Source organism: Thermogutta sp., assembly GCF_014359955.1.
Taxonomy (GTDB): domain Bacteria; phylum Planctomycetota; class Planctomycetia; order Pirellulales; family Thermoguttaceae; genus Thermogutta.
The window spans coordinates 1-15,201 of the sequence record NZ_JACIYL010000017.1; the positions used below are offsets into that span (position 1 = coordinate 1).

13 protein-coding genes are annotated in these 15,201 nt (G+C 56.2%); 5 read left to right on the forward strand and 8 right to left on the reverse strand.

What is annotated here, in order from left to right; translation table 11 throughout:
• The 4 genes from H5U08_RS01260 to H5U08_RS01275 form a co-directional block, all read right to left on the reverse strand.
• Nucleotides 1-1,517 (reverse strand): polysaccharide lyase family protein (locus H5U08_RS01260; protein ID WP_297029338.1); only part of this gene is annotated, 1,517 nt, incomplete at its 3' end.
• A 291-nt stretch (nucleotides 1,518-1,808) separates the two neighbouring features.
• A complete protein-coding gene (bioF, locus tag H5U08_RS01265) occupies nucleotides 1,809-2,990 on the reverse strand; it encodes an 8-amino-7-oxononanoate synthase (protein ID WP_297029339.1) in 1,182 nt (393 codons plus the stop codon).
• A gap of 87 nt (nucleotides 2,991-3,077) precedes the next feature.
• The gene (locus tag H5U08_RS01270) at nucleotides 3,078-3,422 is read right to left on the reverse strand and encodes a histidine triad nucleotide-binding protein (protein WP_297029341.1); all 345 of its coding nucleotides are present in this window, start codon (nucleotides 3,420-3,422) and stop codon (nucleotides 3,078-3,080) included.
• A gap of 87 nt (nucleotides 3,423-3,509) precedes the next feature.
• On the reverse strand, nucleotides 3,510-3,797 hold the full coding sequence (locus H5U08_RS01275; RefSeq protein WP_297029343.1) for a Trm112 family protein: 288 nt from the start codon (nucleotides 3,795-3,797) through the stop codon (nucleotides 3,510-3,512).
• 850 nt (nucleotides 3,798-4,647) lie between these two features.
• Between H5U08_RS01275 and H5U08_RS01280 the strand changes: the two genes are divergently transcribed.
• From H5U08_RS01280 to H5U08_RS01295, 4 genes are all read left to right on the forward strand, one after another.
• Complete coding sequence (locus H5U08_RS01280) at nucleotides 4,648-5,985, forward strand: Gfo/Idh/MocA family oxidoreductase (protein ID WP_297029345.1); 1,338 nt, start codon at nucleotides 4,648-4,650, stop codon at nucleotides 5,983-5,985.
• A gap of 533 nt (nucleotides 5,986-6,518) precedes the next feature.
• A complete protein-coding gene (locus H5U08_RS01285) occupies nucleotides 6,519-6,782 on the forward strand; it encodes a hypothetical protein (protein ID WP_297029346.1) in 264 nt (87 codons plus the stop codon).
• Between the two features lie 32 nt (nucleotides 6,783-6,814).
• Complete coding sequence (aroB, locus tag H5U08_RS01290) at nucleotides 6,815-7,912, forward strand: 3-dehydroquinate synthase (RefSeq protein ID WP_297029347.1); 1,098 nt, start codon at nucleotides 6,815-6,817, stop codon at nucleotides 7,910-7,912.
• Nucleotides 7,913-7,942: 30 nt separating this feature from the next.
• Nucleotides 7,943-9,493, forward strand: a complete 1,551-nt coding sequence (locus H5U08_RS01295; protein WP_297029349.1) for a TrkH family potassium uptake protein — start codon at nucleotides 7,943-7,945, stop codon at nucleotides 9,491-9,493.
• A gap of 97 nt (nucleotides 9,494-9,590) precedes the next feature.
• Here H5U08_RS01295 and hslU read toward each other — a convergent pair whose 3' ends face one another.
• Both hslU and hslV read right to left on the reverse strand, forming a co-directional pair.
• Nucleotides 9,591-10,931: an ATP-dependent protease ATPase subunit HslU gene (hslU, locus tag H5U08_RS01300; protein WP_297029351.1), complete on the reverse strand. Its 1,341-nt coding sequence runs from the start codon at nucleotides 10,929-10,931 to the stop codon at nucleotides 9,591-9,593.
• Nucleotides 10,919-11,461 (reverse strand): ATP-dependent protease subunit HslV, encoded by a 543-nt coding sequence (gene hslV / locus H5U08_RS01305; RefSeq protein ID WP_297029353.1) that lies wholly within the window; start codon nucleotides 11,459-11,461, stop codon nucleotides 10,919-10,921. Before hslV ends, hslU begins: the two co-directional genes overlap by 13 nt.
• A 254-nt stretch (nucleotides 11,462-11,715) precedes the next feature.
• On the opposite strand from hslV, the gene floA reads away from it, so the two are divergent.
• Nucleotides 11,716-12,705, forward strand: coding sequence for a flotillin-like protein FloA (gene floA, locus H5U08_RS01310; RefSeq protein WP_297029355.1), 990 nt, complete (start codon nucleotides 11,716-11,718; stop codon nucleotides 12,703-12,705).
• 155 nt (nucleotides 12,706-12,860) lie between these two features.
• On the opposite strand, the gene H5U08_RS01315 is transcribed toward floA, so the two are convergent.
• Both H5U08_RS01315 and H5U08_RS01320 read right to left on the reverse strand, forming a co-directional pair.
• Nucleotides 12,861-14,027: a Gfo/Idh/MocA family oxidoreductase gene (locus H5U08_RS01315; RefSeq protein ID WP_297029356.1), complete on the reverse strand. Its 1,167-nt coding sequence runs from the start codon at nucleotides 14,025-14,027 to the stop codon at nucleotides 12,861-12,863.
• A gap of 91 nt (nucleotides 14,028-14,118) precedes the next feature.
• Complete coding sequence (locus H5U08_RS01320; RefSeq protein WP_297029358.1) at nucleotides 14,119-15,189, reverse strand: TIM barrel protein; 1,071 nt, start codon at nucleotides 15,187-15,189, stop codon at nucleotides 14,119-14,121.
• Between the last annotated feature and the right edge of the window lie 12 nt (nucleotides 15,190-15,201).

Below are 15,201 nucleotides of genomic sequence, written 5' to 3' on the forward strand. Positions count from 1 at the left end.
AAGTATGCAAACAATTCGGCCTTCCCACGAAACCCCCGCCAGTATCCGCGGCGGGGAATCCAGCACAACACGCGTTCCTGACCACTGGGTGATTTCCACCAGAACGCCTTGTCGCCCCAAACTTCCAGGGTATGGCCGATTCGATGTCCGCCATTGGGACCGATGGAGAAATACCGCACACCTGCCTGGGCAAGCGCCGTCACAATACCCCAGGTGTATCCCGGGACATCGCTGATCATGGCGGAATCAATCGGCACACCGATTTGCTCCTTCAGTCGCTGTGAATAATCGACAAGGCGAAGCAGTTCCTCGGGACGGCACAGAGCGGTCAGTTCGTTTCCGTAAAGGGCCTGAAGCCCAATGACTCCCCGTTTCACCCCTTCCACGAACGCTGCTTTTTTCTCTGGCGATGACTTTCGAAGATAACTATCCACAGCCCACAGGACTTCCACGTTCCATTTGAATTGAGCCTCGGGGGGATAATCCGCGGTTTTTGCAGCGGTTTCCAAAGCCTGTTCGTAGAACCGCCAGTGATTCTCTTCGATTTTCGTCTGAATATCCGTATACCCGATATCGACATGGGAATGAGGCAGAAGATAGACGACCCATTCCCGCACCGGGTCCAGGGTCAGTTTGGTTTTAAGAATTACCTTATCGGAGGTACGAACGACGAGCTTCACGTCTTTTCGTTCGATGACCCGTGGTACCGGGACGATGACCTCTTGCGCACCATCCTTAACACTTCCCGACCAGCACGGCGTTCCTTCGCAGATGACCTCGACCGATTCAGGCTCGCCCGCTCGGATGATCACCAACTCTACGACCTGCCGCAGCTCCCCGTGTGATTTCACCAAAGCCGGTACAGCTTGGATGGATCGGACTGCCGTCACGTCTTTGAGAGGTACCACGCGAACACCTAGAGGAGCCAGAAACACCACGGCATCATACAGCATCCAGCTTCCTTCCTGCGTGTTTATGGAAATAACGTTGGTCCCCATGCGAAGCGTGTCGGCAGGGACGGTGACCCGCACTTCACAGGGTTTTGCTTCTTTCAGGTCGCCCATAATCGTTGCGTCGGGCCCGCCTGGCGGAAGTGTTTGTTGAGAAACAACCCTGCCATTCACACTGATGGCAACTCGGGGAGGCGAACGGTAGTGAGTGTTCGCCAAAGACAGGACGAGTTCGCAGTCTTCGGGCGGTAGTGTCTCCAGGCCGAATAAAATTGTCGCGGTGTGAGGCCGCCCGCCTGCCCACACATCGGCCGGTCCTGGCTGGACGTACGGCCAGTCCTTTGCTGCTTCCGACACGCCCACCAGGTAAATGGGATCTTCCCGATACTGACTGAAACGGTCCGGAGCCAGGGCAAACCCCTGGGTTTTCCCATCCTTTTGACCGATCTGCCACAGGACCGTGCGGGCATCGCTGCCATCACTGGCAAAACAGAGCGAGCGTGAAGCCGGTCTCGGGATCAGTAAAGCACAACTCACAAAAGCGAAGATAACAGGACGAAGTCGCATCGGTCACCTCCCAGGAGCGTTGGTTATTTCGCGGAAACTTCCCTCGCCGTTAGCCAGTCAATCCGCTCAACACGGACATTTGGGGCGCGCCATCAATTCCACCCAGACGATGGACTCTCCACGACGATTGCCGCGGTGCTGAGCAAGCGCTTGTGGCGGTGTTCTCGCAGAAAACTCCGACGTTTTGGCAGAAAACACCGTGCCAGCCGATGCATCCCTCGCAAGGACGTCGGCGATGTCCGGAAGCAAACCTTTCTCCGGCAGGCAACGTACACCATCCCCCGGCCACAGTCAAGCATCGCCGAGTCCCACCGTCCGTCGTGCCTCTCCGAGCGCCTCCACCAACTGATGCAGGTCGCCGTCCTGATGCTGAAAGGTGACGCTCACCCGAAGGCACGCCTCCTCGTCAGGAACCGCCGGAGGCCGGATGGCGGGCACGAAAAGACCGCGGGTTTCCAGAAATCGAGCAAGCGAAAGTGCCACTTCCGGTTGCCGGACAACGATCGGGATAATTTGACTGCTCGATCGCCCGACATCCCATCCGTTACGCTTGAGAGTCTCCCGCAACAATTCGGCCCTCTGCAAGACTAATGCGCGTCGATATGGCTCCTGTTTGACGATTTCCAGCGCGGCGACCGCTGCATAACATGCAACGCCGGGGAGGGCCGTGGAAAACATGTAAGGCCGGGCCTTTTGCACCAACCACTCAATCAGTTCCCTGCTCCCGACCACAAATCCTCCGACGGAGCCGAGGGCCTTGCTGAGCGTCCCCACACGGACCGGTACCCGCTGTTCAACGCCAAAAAATTCCACAACCCCCCGGCCTCGATCGCCAAAAACCCCCGTGGCGTGTGCCTCATCAACCATGAGGATGGCGTGATGGCGCTCGCACACTTCCACAAGCTGAGGAATGGGGGCCAGATCGCCATCCATACTGAAAAGCGTATCCGTGACCACAAGGCGCCGCCGATGCTTGTGCGGTTTGGCCAGCAGGCGGTCCAAAGTGTCCACGTCCGAGTGTGGGAAGACCCGGAAATCCGCCCGGCTCAGTTTGCAACCATCGATAATGCTGGCATGGTTTTTTCGATCGCAATAAACCGCATCCCCCGGCCCGACAAGAGCCGCGATCGTTCCCGCATTGGCAGCAAATCCAGTAGGAAACACCAGCGCCGCCTCACAGCCCTCGAACTTCGCGAGGGCCTCCTCAAGAGCAGCGTGGGCGGAGGATCTGCCACAAACAAGAGCACTGGCGCCGCTTCCCCAGCCCTCTTTCTCCAAACCGTGCCGTACCGCCTCAGCAAGCCTGGGATCGCCCGCCAACCCCAGGTAATCGTTGGAGCCAAAGTTCACCAGCTCGCGACCGTCGAGCCAAATGGTCCGCCCTTGAGGGCTCTGTCGACATCGCCGCATCCGCCGAAGAGATCGGCGATCCAATTCCTCCAAAGCCTCGCCCAGCCATCCGAGGACATCCAACTTGTGCTCCGGTTGGCCTTCCATGTCTGTAAAAAATGGGAGGAACGAGTGAATCGCGGGATGGATGATGAAGTAACGCCTCAGACTTCAACCCGGCGGCCAGCCAAACTGTCGCCCGGCCAGCATGTGGAAGTGCAGATGCATCACTTCCTGACCAGCATCTTTGCCGTTGTTGAGCACCACCCGGTAGCCCTGATTCAAACCCAATTGGGTGGCAATGGTTTGCATAGCCAGAAAGCATCGACCGATCAACTCGGCATCTTCTTCCTGAAGCGCCTCAATGTTCGGAATCTCTTTTTTAGGAATGACGATAATGTGAACAGGCGCCTGGGGGTTGATGTCCTTGAAAGCAATACAATCGGCATCCTCGTAGACAATGTCGGCCGGAATTTCTCTGTCGATGATCTTTTTAAAGACTGTTTTCGGAGACATTGTGACACCCTCGTTGCCCAAATCCCGCATCTATCGATGAATCGGATCGTTCCCCATGCCTCTAAAAACCAATGCACAACTTACCAGCTAACTTCGGCTCTCCGATTTGGAAAGCTCACTGATGAACTGGCTGACATAGATTCCGTCGTCAATCAAAAGCGTTGGAATGCTATCCCAAACAGGATAAGCAATCTCATTGTCCTCGCGGACCAAGAGTGTTTCCACAGGCCGCTCGACTTTTCGTGAGGCCCGATTGACGAGCTCCCCACGCTCGATGGCAGCATTCACCGCATCCACCAAGGTTTGCGATGCCACCCGAAGGCTCTGTTTCGTTTCGGGACAGGCCAAAAGGTTAACCAAGCGTGCGTCCAGCATCGATGCTTCCCACCAAGGTGTACCAAGAAATCGGTTTTCCATCACGGATACCACACATTTTACCGAATTCGTCCACGTCCGGGGAATCGATCGCGTCCATGGCTCATCCGCACCTCCTTAAAGATCTCCGAGACGGCATGGCACAACGCGCCGTAGCAGCAAATGATGAATTGCCCCGACGCTGTAACCAGCGACTTAGCCGAGCGACTCGAGCCCGGTCGGTGCGATAGATGGTCCCAACGCTGGAAGGCGAACGAGGCAGGCACGTCCCTCCAAAAAATCCTGCGGAGGGGCGCGCTTGCCTGCCCGCCGGAACGCAAAGCATGCTCCAACGCCGAAAAGCGGACGTGACAGGAACGTCCCTCCGAAAGTGCAACTGACAAGCAGCATTCCTCCGGCTTGAACCTCACTCCCACGCCAACCCGTTTGAATGCGCGCGTCCTCAGCCGCAGAGAACAAACAGGACTGTGTCAAAAGATGTTACGGATTGACGGGCGCCCCCCGAATCATTTACGATTTCTGTTGGGGATCAGGACCACACGGTTTCCCGATCCGAGCTTTCGGAGGTCGGCAATCGGGAGGCCCTTTAACGACTGTTGCGGAATTGTGCATCGCATCGACAAATTAGACAGCAATCCCACGTAACCAACCGTATGTCCCACCTTCAGCCCACTGCAGAGTGGACCACCTTCCCATTTTTGATTCCTCCGGTCGTGTTCTTGCCGGTTGTGCGCATTTCCAAGAAACCTGGCCGGGAACTTGCCAAGGACACGATAAATCATTATTGTGGCGCGTATTCGGCAATGTGCCTGGATTGAGTTTCGTTCCTGTTTGTGTAGGAGGATCTGCCATGGCGTTCCGCTCGAGTCGTCGGGAGTTCTTGCAGACGTCCGCGGTCATCGGTATTGGCTACTGGGTGGCCGGCGGAGTCCGCGCCGAGGAGAGCAAATCCCCCAACGAAAAGATTCAGTTCGCATGCATTGGCTTGGGCGGCAAAGGTCAGAGTGACTCAGCCGATGCGGGAAACGCGGGAGTAGTCGTGGCCATCTGCGACGTTGACGATCGGACGCTCGACGCTGCCGCCAAGCGATTTAAAGACGCGAAGAAGTATTACGACTATCGCAAGCTCTTCGACGAAATGGCCGACAAGATCGACGCGGTCACCGTCAGCACGCCCGACCACAATCACGCGGCAGCCTCTCTGCTGGCGATGCGATTGGGTAAGCACTGCTTCTGCCAGAAGCCTCTCACACGTACCATCTATGAAGCCCGATTGATGGGCCAGGTAGCCCGAGAAAAGAAAGTGCAAACGCAAATGGGCAATCAGGGCACAGCGAATCCCGCCCTCCGCCGTGCGGCTGCCTTGCTTAAGAAAAATATTCTTGGCACTGTGAAGGAAGTTCATGTGTGGACCAACCGGCCCATCTGGCCGCAAGGGGGTACTCGGGCGCCAGAACAGCCGGTTCCTCCGTACCTCCACTGGGAAGAATGGATTGGCCCGGCCAAGTTCCGCCCCTATGCCCCGGGCTACCACCCGTTCTCGTGGCGTGGCTGGTGGGACTTCGGCACCGGTGCACTCGGCGATATGGCGTGCCACACCCTCAACATGCCGTACGCCGGTCTGGACTTGCGGGATCCGGTCTCCGTTCAGGCTGAAACCTCCGGCCATAACCGGGATAGCTTCCCCAAGTGGTCGATCATCACCTATGAGTTCGCTGCCAACGACTGGCGGCCGGGGCTCACACTCAAGTGGTACGACGGTGGAAAGTTACCTCCCAAGGAATTGTTTAAGGAATTCGACGACCCCTCCGCCCCCACGGCAAGCGGCGCGTTGATCATCGGGGACAAGGGGAAGATGTACGCCCCCGGCGACTACTGTGATCGCTTCGTTATTGTTCCCAAAGACCTGACAGTGCCGGAAGTTGAATTCGAACGCTCGCCGGGTCACTTCACCGAATGGGTGCTGGCCATCAAGACCGGCAAGCCGGCTATGTCCAACTTCCCGGATTATGCCAGTCCGCTCACCGAAACGGTTCTCCTCGGTAACCTGGCAGTTTGGGTAGCCAATGAACCCGGGGTTGGTCCCAAGGTCGAGTGGGATGCAGCCAATCTCAAGGCCAAGAATATCTCCGGTCTCGAAGAGCTGATTAAGCCAGTCTATCGGCCGGGGTATACGCTCGACGCATGATGGCCTTTGAGTGGTTTTCCTGCTTCAAACGAATGGGAAACCAGTAAGCCACCTGTATGGTGGAATATAATTCCCGCCGGTGCAGGCCAAAAGCAAAGCAGTGAATCGGTTATTGCGGGGATCGTTTTTCTGAACGGTCCCCGCAATTCTCACAGATTCTTATGCTGGTAGGGATACAAGCCTATAATCGTATACACGCGTGTCGTGCTATCAAAAAACGGCATTGGTGTGGACAGGCCAAGAGTTTGCCGAAACTGTGTGGGAGCCTCGTTTTATCGCAACGATTGAAACGTTGGTTGAGGTAATAGAACGTCGTCATGGAATACCCGGGAGTCCGGGATGTTCGTAAAGTCGATAAGGTCAGCAAAAGTCGACACGCTTCTGCTGTCAGTTCGCGCATGGTGGGTGGGTAGCAGTATTTTTAAAAAGCTATTCGCACAATCTGCTGATTGGGGGTTTTCACATCCTCAGCTTCGGCGCAGCCAAGAACTGAGCGGCAAATTTCTGATCTCCTTCGGCGCGAGGTGAATTCTATGGCCAACGAGTACGATCCTTACCGGGAAGCCCTGGTGGTGGAGAAAATCTTCCTTTGGCCCAAAGAACTTGACCATCATCCGGAAGAACTTCGCCGTCGTGTAGAGCACGAACTGGATGCTCATCCGCAGCACGCCGAACAACTGGCCTACGTACGATTGCCAGTAGGGTTTCGACGCGAAATTACGATTACGGTAAACGATATCGAACGGATCCTGGGGACGTCCGATGAGACGAGTGAGGCCGCACAGACCCCAGTCTGAGTGAAAACGTTCGATTGCGACTATCATCAGCCATGACCGTAACGCGCATTGACGTCAACCTGGGCCCCAGAGCTTACCCGATCTTCGTCGGGGACCAGATTCTTGCGAAAGCAGGTGAATTAATCACCTCATTAATGGACGTGACCCATGCGGTGGTGATCACGGACAGTAATGTGGGCCCGTTCTATCTCGAAACCTGCCAGAAAGCCCTCGAAAATCAGGGAATCCGCGTTAACACGGTTACCGTTCCCGCTGGGGAAACCACAAAAAGTCTTCGCTATGCGGAGCAGCTTTGGAACGACCTGGTCGATATTCGGGCGGACCGGAAGACCGTCATCGTCGCCCTGGGCGGGGGCGTCGTAGGCGATCTTGCAGGATTCATTGCCGCCACATATGCTCGCGGCTTAAGGCTTGTGCAGATCCCCACAAGCCTCCTCGCCCAAGTGGATAGTTCAGTTGGAGGAAAAGTGGGCATAAACCTGGAAAAAGCGAAAAATATGGTGGGGGCCTTCCACCAACCCTCTCTCGTCGTCATTGATGTTGCGACGCTCCGGTCTCTTCCGTCCCGGGAATATATTTCCGGGTTGGCTGAGGTCGTTAAATACGGGGTGATTCTGGACGCCCAATTCTTCAAGTTTCTTGAAGAAAACGCCAACGCGATTCTCAACCTGGATCCTCACACCCTCACCACGATTGTTGCTCGGTGCTGCCGTCTGAAGGCCGATGTCGTCGAAGCAGACGAACGGGAAGAGACGGGCTACCGGGCCATTCTGAATTACGGCCATACTTTCGCCCATGCTTTCGAAACTCTCACGGGCTACACGTCACTGTTGCACGGCGAGGCTGTCGCCATCGGAATGACCTGCGCTGCCAGGTTAGCCACTGCAAGAAACATGTTCTCCCGTGAAGAATGCGAGCGACAGACGGCTCTCCTCAAAACTCTCGGCTTACCCACCGAACCACCCCTTCTTTCCACAGACGATGTCCTCGCTTGCATGCGACGAGACAAGAAGGTTCAGCATGGGCAGTTGCGTCTCATTTTGCCGAAGCGGTTGGGGCAGGTCGAATTGGTTGGCGATGTGGATCCTGGTGAAATTGCTGCGGTTCTCGCACCTTTCCCAACAAACTAGACCGGCTTCTGTGATGCCACATCAGACGCGATGAACTTCAAACTGATTTCCTACATCCTGGGAATCATCTCTCTCATTGTGGGTGGTTTCATGACCGCCAGCCTGCCCTGGTCGCATCCATTTTTTGGGCAGGTCGATACCTTTGATTGGCGTGGCTTCGCGGGGACGCTTGGCGCGGTCTTGGTCAGCGTTCTGGTGGGCTCTTTGCTTCTGTTTATCGGGCGGGATGCTCGTCGTGACCGACTCCTGAGACGCGAGGCTCTGGCCGCAGTCGCCCTCGCATGGTTGCTTGCAACAATTCTCGGGTCGCTGCCGTTTTTGTTTTCTGGCACCGCCCGGGCCCGTGAAAATGGCCGTATCGTGCGAATGAGTGTCTTCGACGCCATCTTTGAATCCGCCTCCGGCTACAGCGGGACCGGCGCGTCCGTGTTATCGGATCTTGAGGACCCCGATCTTGTACCTCGATCTGTCCTTTTCTGGCGATCGGAAACGCATTTCCTCGGCGGACTGGGAATTGTTGTGCTCTTCGTCGCCGTGCTCGGGATGGGATCCGCCGGGAAACAGCTCATGCGGGCCGAGGTGGCTGCGCCCTCCCAAACGTCCACTCACGAGCAAACCCGCAGGGCAGCCATCGCCTTCGGTAGCGTGTTCGTCACTCTCAATATCATTTTGACCGCACTTCTTCTCATCCAGGGGCTGTCCCTTTTCGACGCCTTGTGCCATGCCTTTGGAACAATCGCCACCGGTGGCTTCAGCACGTACAACGACAGCATCGCACACTTCAAAAGCCCTGCCATCGAACTGACCATCACCGTCTTCATGTTTCTCGGCTGTACCAATTTCGCGCTTCTCTATTTCGCAGCCAAGGGAAACCTGTATCGCCTCCTCTACGACGTCGAATTCCGCGTCTATGCGGCGATTATCTTCGTATCGACACTGGTGACGGCGGCGTACCTCTTCTTCGAATATCCAGACTATCAATATAATCCCCTGACAGCCCTCAGATACTCGCTGTTTCAATGCGTGTCGATGCAAACAAACACAGGATTCGCAACGGCCGATTTTGACAAGTGGCCCCCGTTTGCGAAAGGAGTGCTGCTCGTCCTCATGTATATCGGTGGGTGTGCAGGAAGCACAAGCTGCGCCGTCAAGGTTATTCGCTACATTTTCCTCTTCAAAATACTCGCGCTCGAACTGGAGCAGACTTACCGGCCCAACGTCGTGCGCGTCGTTCGCATCGGCCAACAACCCGTTACCGATGCCGACCTGCTCAAAAGCATCCTCGTGTACTTTGCCATGATCCTCCTCGTCTCTGTTGTCAGTTGGCTCGCTTTACTCGCGTTCGAACCGCTCTCCACCTGGAACGGAACCCACGGAAACAAATTGATCGATTGTCTTTCAGCGGTGGCCGCAACGCTCAATGGCGTGGGGCCTGGTCTGGGCCTCGTCGGTCCAACAGCCAATTACGGGGCTCTCCACGCACCGGCCAAGTGCATTCTGACCACCCTGATGCTACTCGGCCGATTGGAGCTCTTTCCGCTTCTCGTGATTCTCAATCCGCGGTTCTGGCGAGGTCGCTAGTAGGTCTGCGATCTGGTAACGCTTTTTGCCCCGCAGTTTTCTGCGACTTGCCGACGCCCGTTTTCGCGGGCTGTTCACTCCTATCGTCGATGCGCTCTCACAAAATAAACCGGCTGAGATCTTCGTCCTTAACAATGTCGCTCAGCTTACTGCGGACATAGTCGCTGGTAATCACGAACTCACCACGAACATTGTCCGGCGCGTTAAAACTAACTTCTTCCAGAAGCTTTTCCATCACAGTATAGAGCCGACGCGCCCCGATATTCTGCGTGGTCTGGTTGACGCGATACGCAAATTCCGCAATCAGCTCAATGGCATCCTGCTGAAAGATCAGCTCCACGTTTTCGCTGCGAAGGAGGGCCTGATACTGCTTGACAAGGGCGTTCTCGGGCTCCGTCAGAATTCTCACGAAGTCCGCCTTGGTCAGGTCCGTCAACTCCACGCGAATAGGAAAGCGACCCTGCAGCTCCGGCATAAGATCGCTCGGTTTCGCTCGATGAAATGCTCCAGCCGCAATAAACAGGATATGGTCTGTACGCACGTACCCGTAGCGTGTCTTGACGGTCGTTCCCTCCACAATCGGCAGAAGATCGCGCTGCACCCCTTCCCGGGAAACGTCTGGGCCATGAACACTTCCCGTGGACGCGATCTTATCAATCTCGTCAATAAAAATAATCCCGGAGTTTTCCGTCAGTTCAATAGCCTTTGATTCGATTTCATCTTTGTCGACGAGCGCTTCGACTTCTTCGTCAAAAAACAGACGGCGTGCTTCCGCCACAGTCATTTCGCGCCGCCGTGCGCGCTTACTGGAAAAAAACTTTTCCGCCCAGGATTGAAAATCAATATCGATCTGCTCCAGCCCCATTCCACTTACAAAGAATGGAAGTTCTTTTTTCTCCACGGTGACTTCGACGATCCGATCATCAAGCACGCCCGACCGAAGCAATTGCCGCAACTGCGTCCGCACTCGATTCTTTCGGGTTTTTTCTTCAGATGCCGAATCGAGCTCCGCTTCCCAGTCACCCGACTTCAGCAGCACGTCAATCAAACGGTTCTCCGCCCGTTTCTCTGCTTCCTCCTTGACTTTTTCCCGGTACTCCGAATAAACGATGGAGATGGCATTATCCACCAGATCGCGGACCATGCTCTCCACATCACGGCCCACATAGCCGACCTCGGTGAATTTCGTGGCTTCCACCTTCACAAAGGGCGAGCCGGTCAGGCGAGCAAGTCGGCGGGCAATTTCAGTCTTCCCCACACCCGTCGGCCCGATCATAAGGATGTTTTTCGGGCCGATCTCCGCGCGAATTTCTGGCGGGAGCTGCTGCCGACGCCAGCGATTGCGAAGTGCCACGGCAACCGCCCGCTTGGCAGCCTCCTGTCCCACGATGTACTTATCAAGTTCCGCCACAATTTGGGTAGGTGTCAACTGCTGCACGCGATCTCCTCCACCACAATATTCTCATTGGTATGCACGTCCAGTTCGGCAGCCACGCGCAGGGCTTCACGGACAATTTCAACGGCTGACAAATTGGTGTGCCGGAGCAATGCCCGGGCTGCCGCCACGGCATAAGGTCCGCCGGAGCCGATCCCCAAAATTCCGTCGGAAGGTTGCAAGACGTCCCCCGTGCCCGATAACAGCAGTGTATGCTCAGCATCGACGGCAATGAGCATGGCCTCAAGGCGACGGAGGGCCCGGTCAGTCCTCCACTCCTTTGCCAGCTCCGTAGCGGCCCGAGGTAAATTACGGGGGAACTCTTTTAACTTGGCCTCAAAACGCTCGAACAAAGCGATGGCATCGGCAGTACTCCCCGCGAACCCTGTGAGAACCTTTCCGTCCGCCAGACGCCTCAATTTCACGGCGTCAGACTTGAGAACGGTGGATCCAAGACTGACTTGACCATCTGCTCCGATGGCTACCGAGCCACCTCGGCGCACCGTAACCACTGTCGTGCCTCGCATTTGCATGGGACGTGCTTCCCGTTCCAGAAGAAAACAAGCCGGCACAGCCGGCGTTGCATATGTCGCCCGATAGCAGACCAAGCGATGAAACTTAAATTAGTGCCAAATTGCCCTGCCGGTCAAGCGGTCGCAGTTCAGGGCTTCGGTATCAAAGAGTCGCTCCAAATTTTCTCGTCGTTCGTCCGGCTGTGGGGATTAGTACAACTGGCTTGCTCGTGGTATAATTCCCACCGTGGATTGCGCATCGAAGAAGGAGGTGTATGATGCACGTGGACATCGCTCGTTCTGTAGTGGCACAACTTTCTCTCTGGCCGCTTTGGATTGCACTGGGCGTCATCGGCCTGCTCTTCCTTTTGTTTCTGGTAATCGTCGTGCTCATGTACGGGGCACTATGGTTTCAGGCATACATGTCCAGTGCCCGGGTGAGCATCTGGAGCCTGATCGGCATGAGTTTCCGTCAGGTCAACGCGCGGTTGATCGTTCAGGCCAAAATTATGGCCGTTCAGGCTGGTCTTACCGACGAGCGGTACGGAATCACGACCCGGCGGCTGGAGGCACACTATCTGGCCGGTGGGAATGTCATGAAGGTCATCCACGCCCTCATTGCGGCCAACAGGGCGCAGATGCCCCTCACCTTCGACCAGGCAGCCGCCATTGATTTGGCCGGGCGGGATGTCCTCGATGCCGTGCGGACAAGCATCTATCCCAAGGTCATCGACTGTCCAGACCCCCGCAGCGGGCGGACCATGCTCAGCGCCATCGCGAAAAATGGCGTCGAATTGAAAGTCAGGGCCCGTGTCACCGTCCGCACAAAGATGGAAACCCTCATCGGGGGAGCCACCGAAGAAACCGTCATCGCCCGGGTTGGCGAAGGCATCATCACCGCGATCGGCTCGTCAGAAACACACCTCGAAGTGCTGGAACATCCGGATCGAATTTCCAAGGCCGTTTTGGAGCGAGGGCTTGACCAACAGACCGCGTTCCAGATCGTCTCCATCGACATTGCGGATATCGTTGTGGGTCAGAATATTGGGGCCAGACTCCAGTACGACCAAGCAGAGGCCGATACCCGTGTAGCGCGCGCCAAGGCAGAGGAACGCCGGGCACTGGCCATGGCCCGTAGCCAGGAGATGAAAGCGCAGGTGGCATACAACCGCGCCCAGGTCATCCTCGCCGAAGCACAAGTCCCGCTGGCAATGGCCCGGGCCATCCGTGAGGGGCGCTTCGAGGTGCTTGCGTCCCGGCCGTGAGAAAATAGTGCACGGAGCGGTTCAATCCGGGCTCCCGGCGGCACCGCGGTCGCTGTCCTTCTCAGCTTTTTTCATCAAACGGAGATCAAATAGAAAGGGGCACCGGCGCAAAGCCAGTGCCCCCACCGTTTCGATCCTCAGTTAGCAGGGTGGTGTCAACCCTCGATTTCCACCCACCGGCCTTCCCGAGCGCTTTGGAGAATCGCGTCGCACACCCGCTGCGTCCGGAGCCCAGACCGCATGTCGGGCTGGAACTTTGGGCCACCTTCCAGCGATGCCAAAAAGTCGGCGAATGTGTTGATGAACGTGTGCTCGTACCCGATCGTGCAACCCGGCACCCACCAGTGTTTCATGTAAGGATGCTCACTGGCTGTCACGTGAATTTTCTGCCAGCCGGTGAGGTGATCCTCAATCTTCTTGCCGGTTTGGGGATCGGCATAACGGAAGAATTGCAGGAGGTGCGGATCTTCGAGATCGAAAAATACCGAACCCAGTTCACCATTGAGTTCGAACGTGTTGTAGTTCTTTCGGCCGCGGGCATAACGGGTGCTTTCAAAGGTTCCCAGCGAGCCATTTTCAAAAATCGCCAGGAACATACAGGCATCGTCAATTTCTACTTTTTCCACCTTTCCCGTTTCTGCGTGGACACGCTCTTTGACAAACGTCTCCGTGTAAGCGACCACCTTCTTGATCGGACCGTTGAGCCATTCGGCAGTATCGATTGAATGTGCGAGAAGATCGCCCGTCACACCCGATCCTGCCACACGCGCGTCTAGTCTCCACAGAGCCAGCCCGCCCTGAGGCACTTTCTGCGAAATCGTATAGTCCTGGTTATAGGTCGCCCTGTAATGGAAGGGCCGACCGATCCGTCCTTCATCGATGATCTGCTTGGCAAGTGCGATCGCCGGGACGCGCCGATAATTGAAACACACCATATTGGGCACGCCGGCCTTTTCCACGGCGGCCACCATTTCTTCGGCCTCGCGGGAATTCATCGCCAGAGGTTTCTCACAGACTACGATTTTGCCGGCTTCGGCCGCCGCAATCACACAGTCGTGGTGCATGTTGTTGGGCACACACACATCGATCAGATCGATGTCGTCCCGTTCGATCAGCTTCCGCCAGTCAGTCTCGATCGATTCATAGCCCCAACGCTTGGCGAACGCCTCTAACTTGTCCTTATCTTCCGGCCGGGCATACACGGCCTTCAGGACCGGCTTATGTTCCCGATCAAAAAAGTGAGGAACCTGCAACCAGGCGTTGGAATGCGCCTTTCCCATAAACCCGCAACCCAGCATGCCGATCCTCAGTTCCTTTGCCATCGTCGTTCCTCCTTTTGGCAAATGTTCAGTAAAGCTGACACGCTCTTTATTTTTTGCCGTTACCTCTGCAAATTCATCCTGGCGGAGAGGCTCACTCTTCCTCGTACCAGCCGTGAAGATCTCGCACCTGAATCATCACCCGCAAAATGTCGTTCCAGGTTTGCGGATTCATCATGACGGCATTGGGAAACATGCAGCCATCCCAGCATATATGCCGCATTCGCTTGGTGAGCTGTCCGTTTTCATCGCGCAGCCAATATCCGGCCGCTTTCGGAATATCGAGCTTTCCGTTGGGATCAGTCGCCAGACAGTGCCGCCCCGTTTTGTCGTGAGAGCCAGACCCGTGGACGGTGGCATCATTCTGGGCAATATGGAGATCTATCGTCCATGGGCGCAAAGCATCTGTAAGTTGTTTGTATGCGGCATAAAACCGATCCTGATCCTTCCAGTCAAAGTCCTGCGGGAGTAACGCGTCCTCGGGCGCGTTGTAGCCAAGAAGATACAAAAGCGTGTGCGCCATATCGGCCTGGAACCCGAGAACATCCGGGCGATCCACCATTTCCAAAAGCTGGATCATTCGCCGCCAACTGTGCATGCCGCCCCAGCAGATCTCCCCTTCCGCTGCCAGCTTCTCGCCGTGATCCGCCGCAATATCACAGGCCTGGCGGAATGTCTCGGCTATCCGACGCTGATTCCCTTCCGGATCCCTGAGCCACTCGGTCACGCTGCATGCGGAATCAATGCGCACGACCCCATAAGGGCGCACCCCGATTTCTCGCAAGACCATCGCTACCCGACAGCCCTTGCGAACCTGCTCCAGAAACTTCTTCCGCTCGCTTTCGTCGCCCATCGCGGAACCGCCTCCCGTGGGAGGCCAAATCGGCGCGACAACCGTGCCAATCTTCAGATTCCGTCGGGCAGCTTTCTCTGCAAGCTCCTTGATGGCGTCATCGCTCTTGACCGTGGAATCAATATCAATATGGGGGAGGTAAAGGAAAAGGTCGAATCCATCAAACTTGATTCCGTCCACTTCAGCCGCCGCAGTGAGATCGAGCATCGTATCAAGGTCAATCGGCGGCTCACCCCCATCGCCTTTTCCGACCACTCCTGGCCAGGCAGCATTGTGAAGCTTAGGAAAATTATGACGCTGTCCCGAAGCCATGATCCCTCCTTT

Bases quoted from the DNA above. Each gene is read 5' to 3' on its own strand.
- floA (WP_297029355.1), top strand. From the start codon at position 11,716: ATGATGCACGTGGACATCGCTCGTTCTGTAGTGGCACAACTTTCTCTC.
- hslV (WP_297029353.1), bottom strand. From the start codon at position 11,461: ATGCAAATGCGAGGCACGACAGTGGTTACGGTGCGCCGAGGTGGCTCG.
- H5U08_RS01315 (WP_297029356.1), bottom strand. From the start codon at position 14,027: ATGGCAAAGGAACTGAGGATCGGCATGCTGGGTTGCGGGTTTATGGGA.
- H5U08_RS01280 (WP_297029345.1), top strand. From the start codon at position 4,648: ATGGCGTTCCGCTCGAGTCGTCGGGAGTTCTTGCAGACGTCCGCGGTC.
- aroB (WP_297029347.1), top strand. From the start codon at position 6,815: ATGACCGTAACGCGCATTGACGTCAACCTGGGCCCCAGAGCTTACCCG.
- H5U08_RS01285 (WP_297029346.1), top strand. From the start codon at position 6,519: ATGGCCAACGAGTACGATCCTTACCGGGAAGCCCTGGTGGTGGAGAAA.
- H5U08_RS01295 (WP_297029349.1), top strand. From the start codon at position 7,943: ATGAACTTCAAACTGATTTCCTACATCCTGGGAATCATCTCTCTCATT.
- H5U08_RS01270 (WP_297029341.1), bottom strand. From the start codon at position 3,422: ATGTCTCCGAAAACAGTCTTTAAAAAGATCATCGACAGAGAAATTCCG.
- H5U08_RS01275 (WP_297029343.1), bottom strand. From the start codon at position 3,797: ATGCTGGACGCACGCTTGGTTAACCTTTTGGCCTGTCCCGAAACGAAA.
- H5U08_RS01320 (WP_297029358.1), bottom strand. From the start codon at position 15,189: ATGGCTTCGGGACAGCGTCATAATTTTCCTAAGCTTCACAATGCTGCC.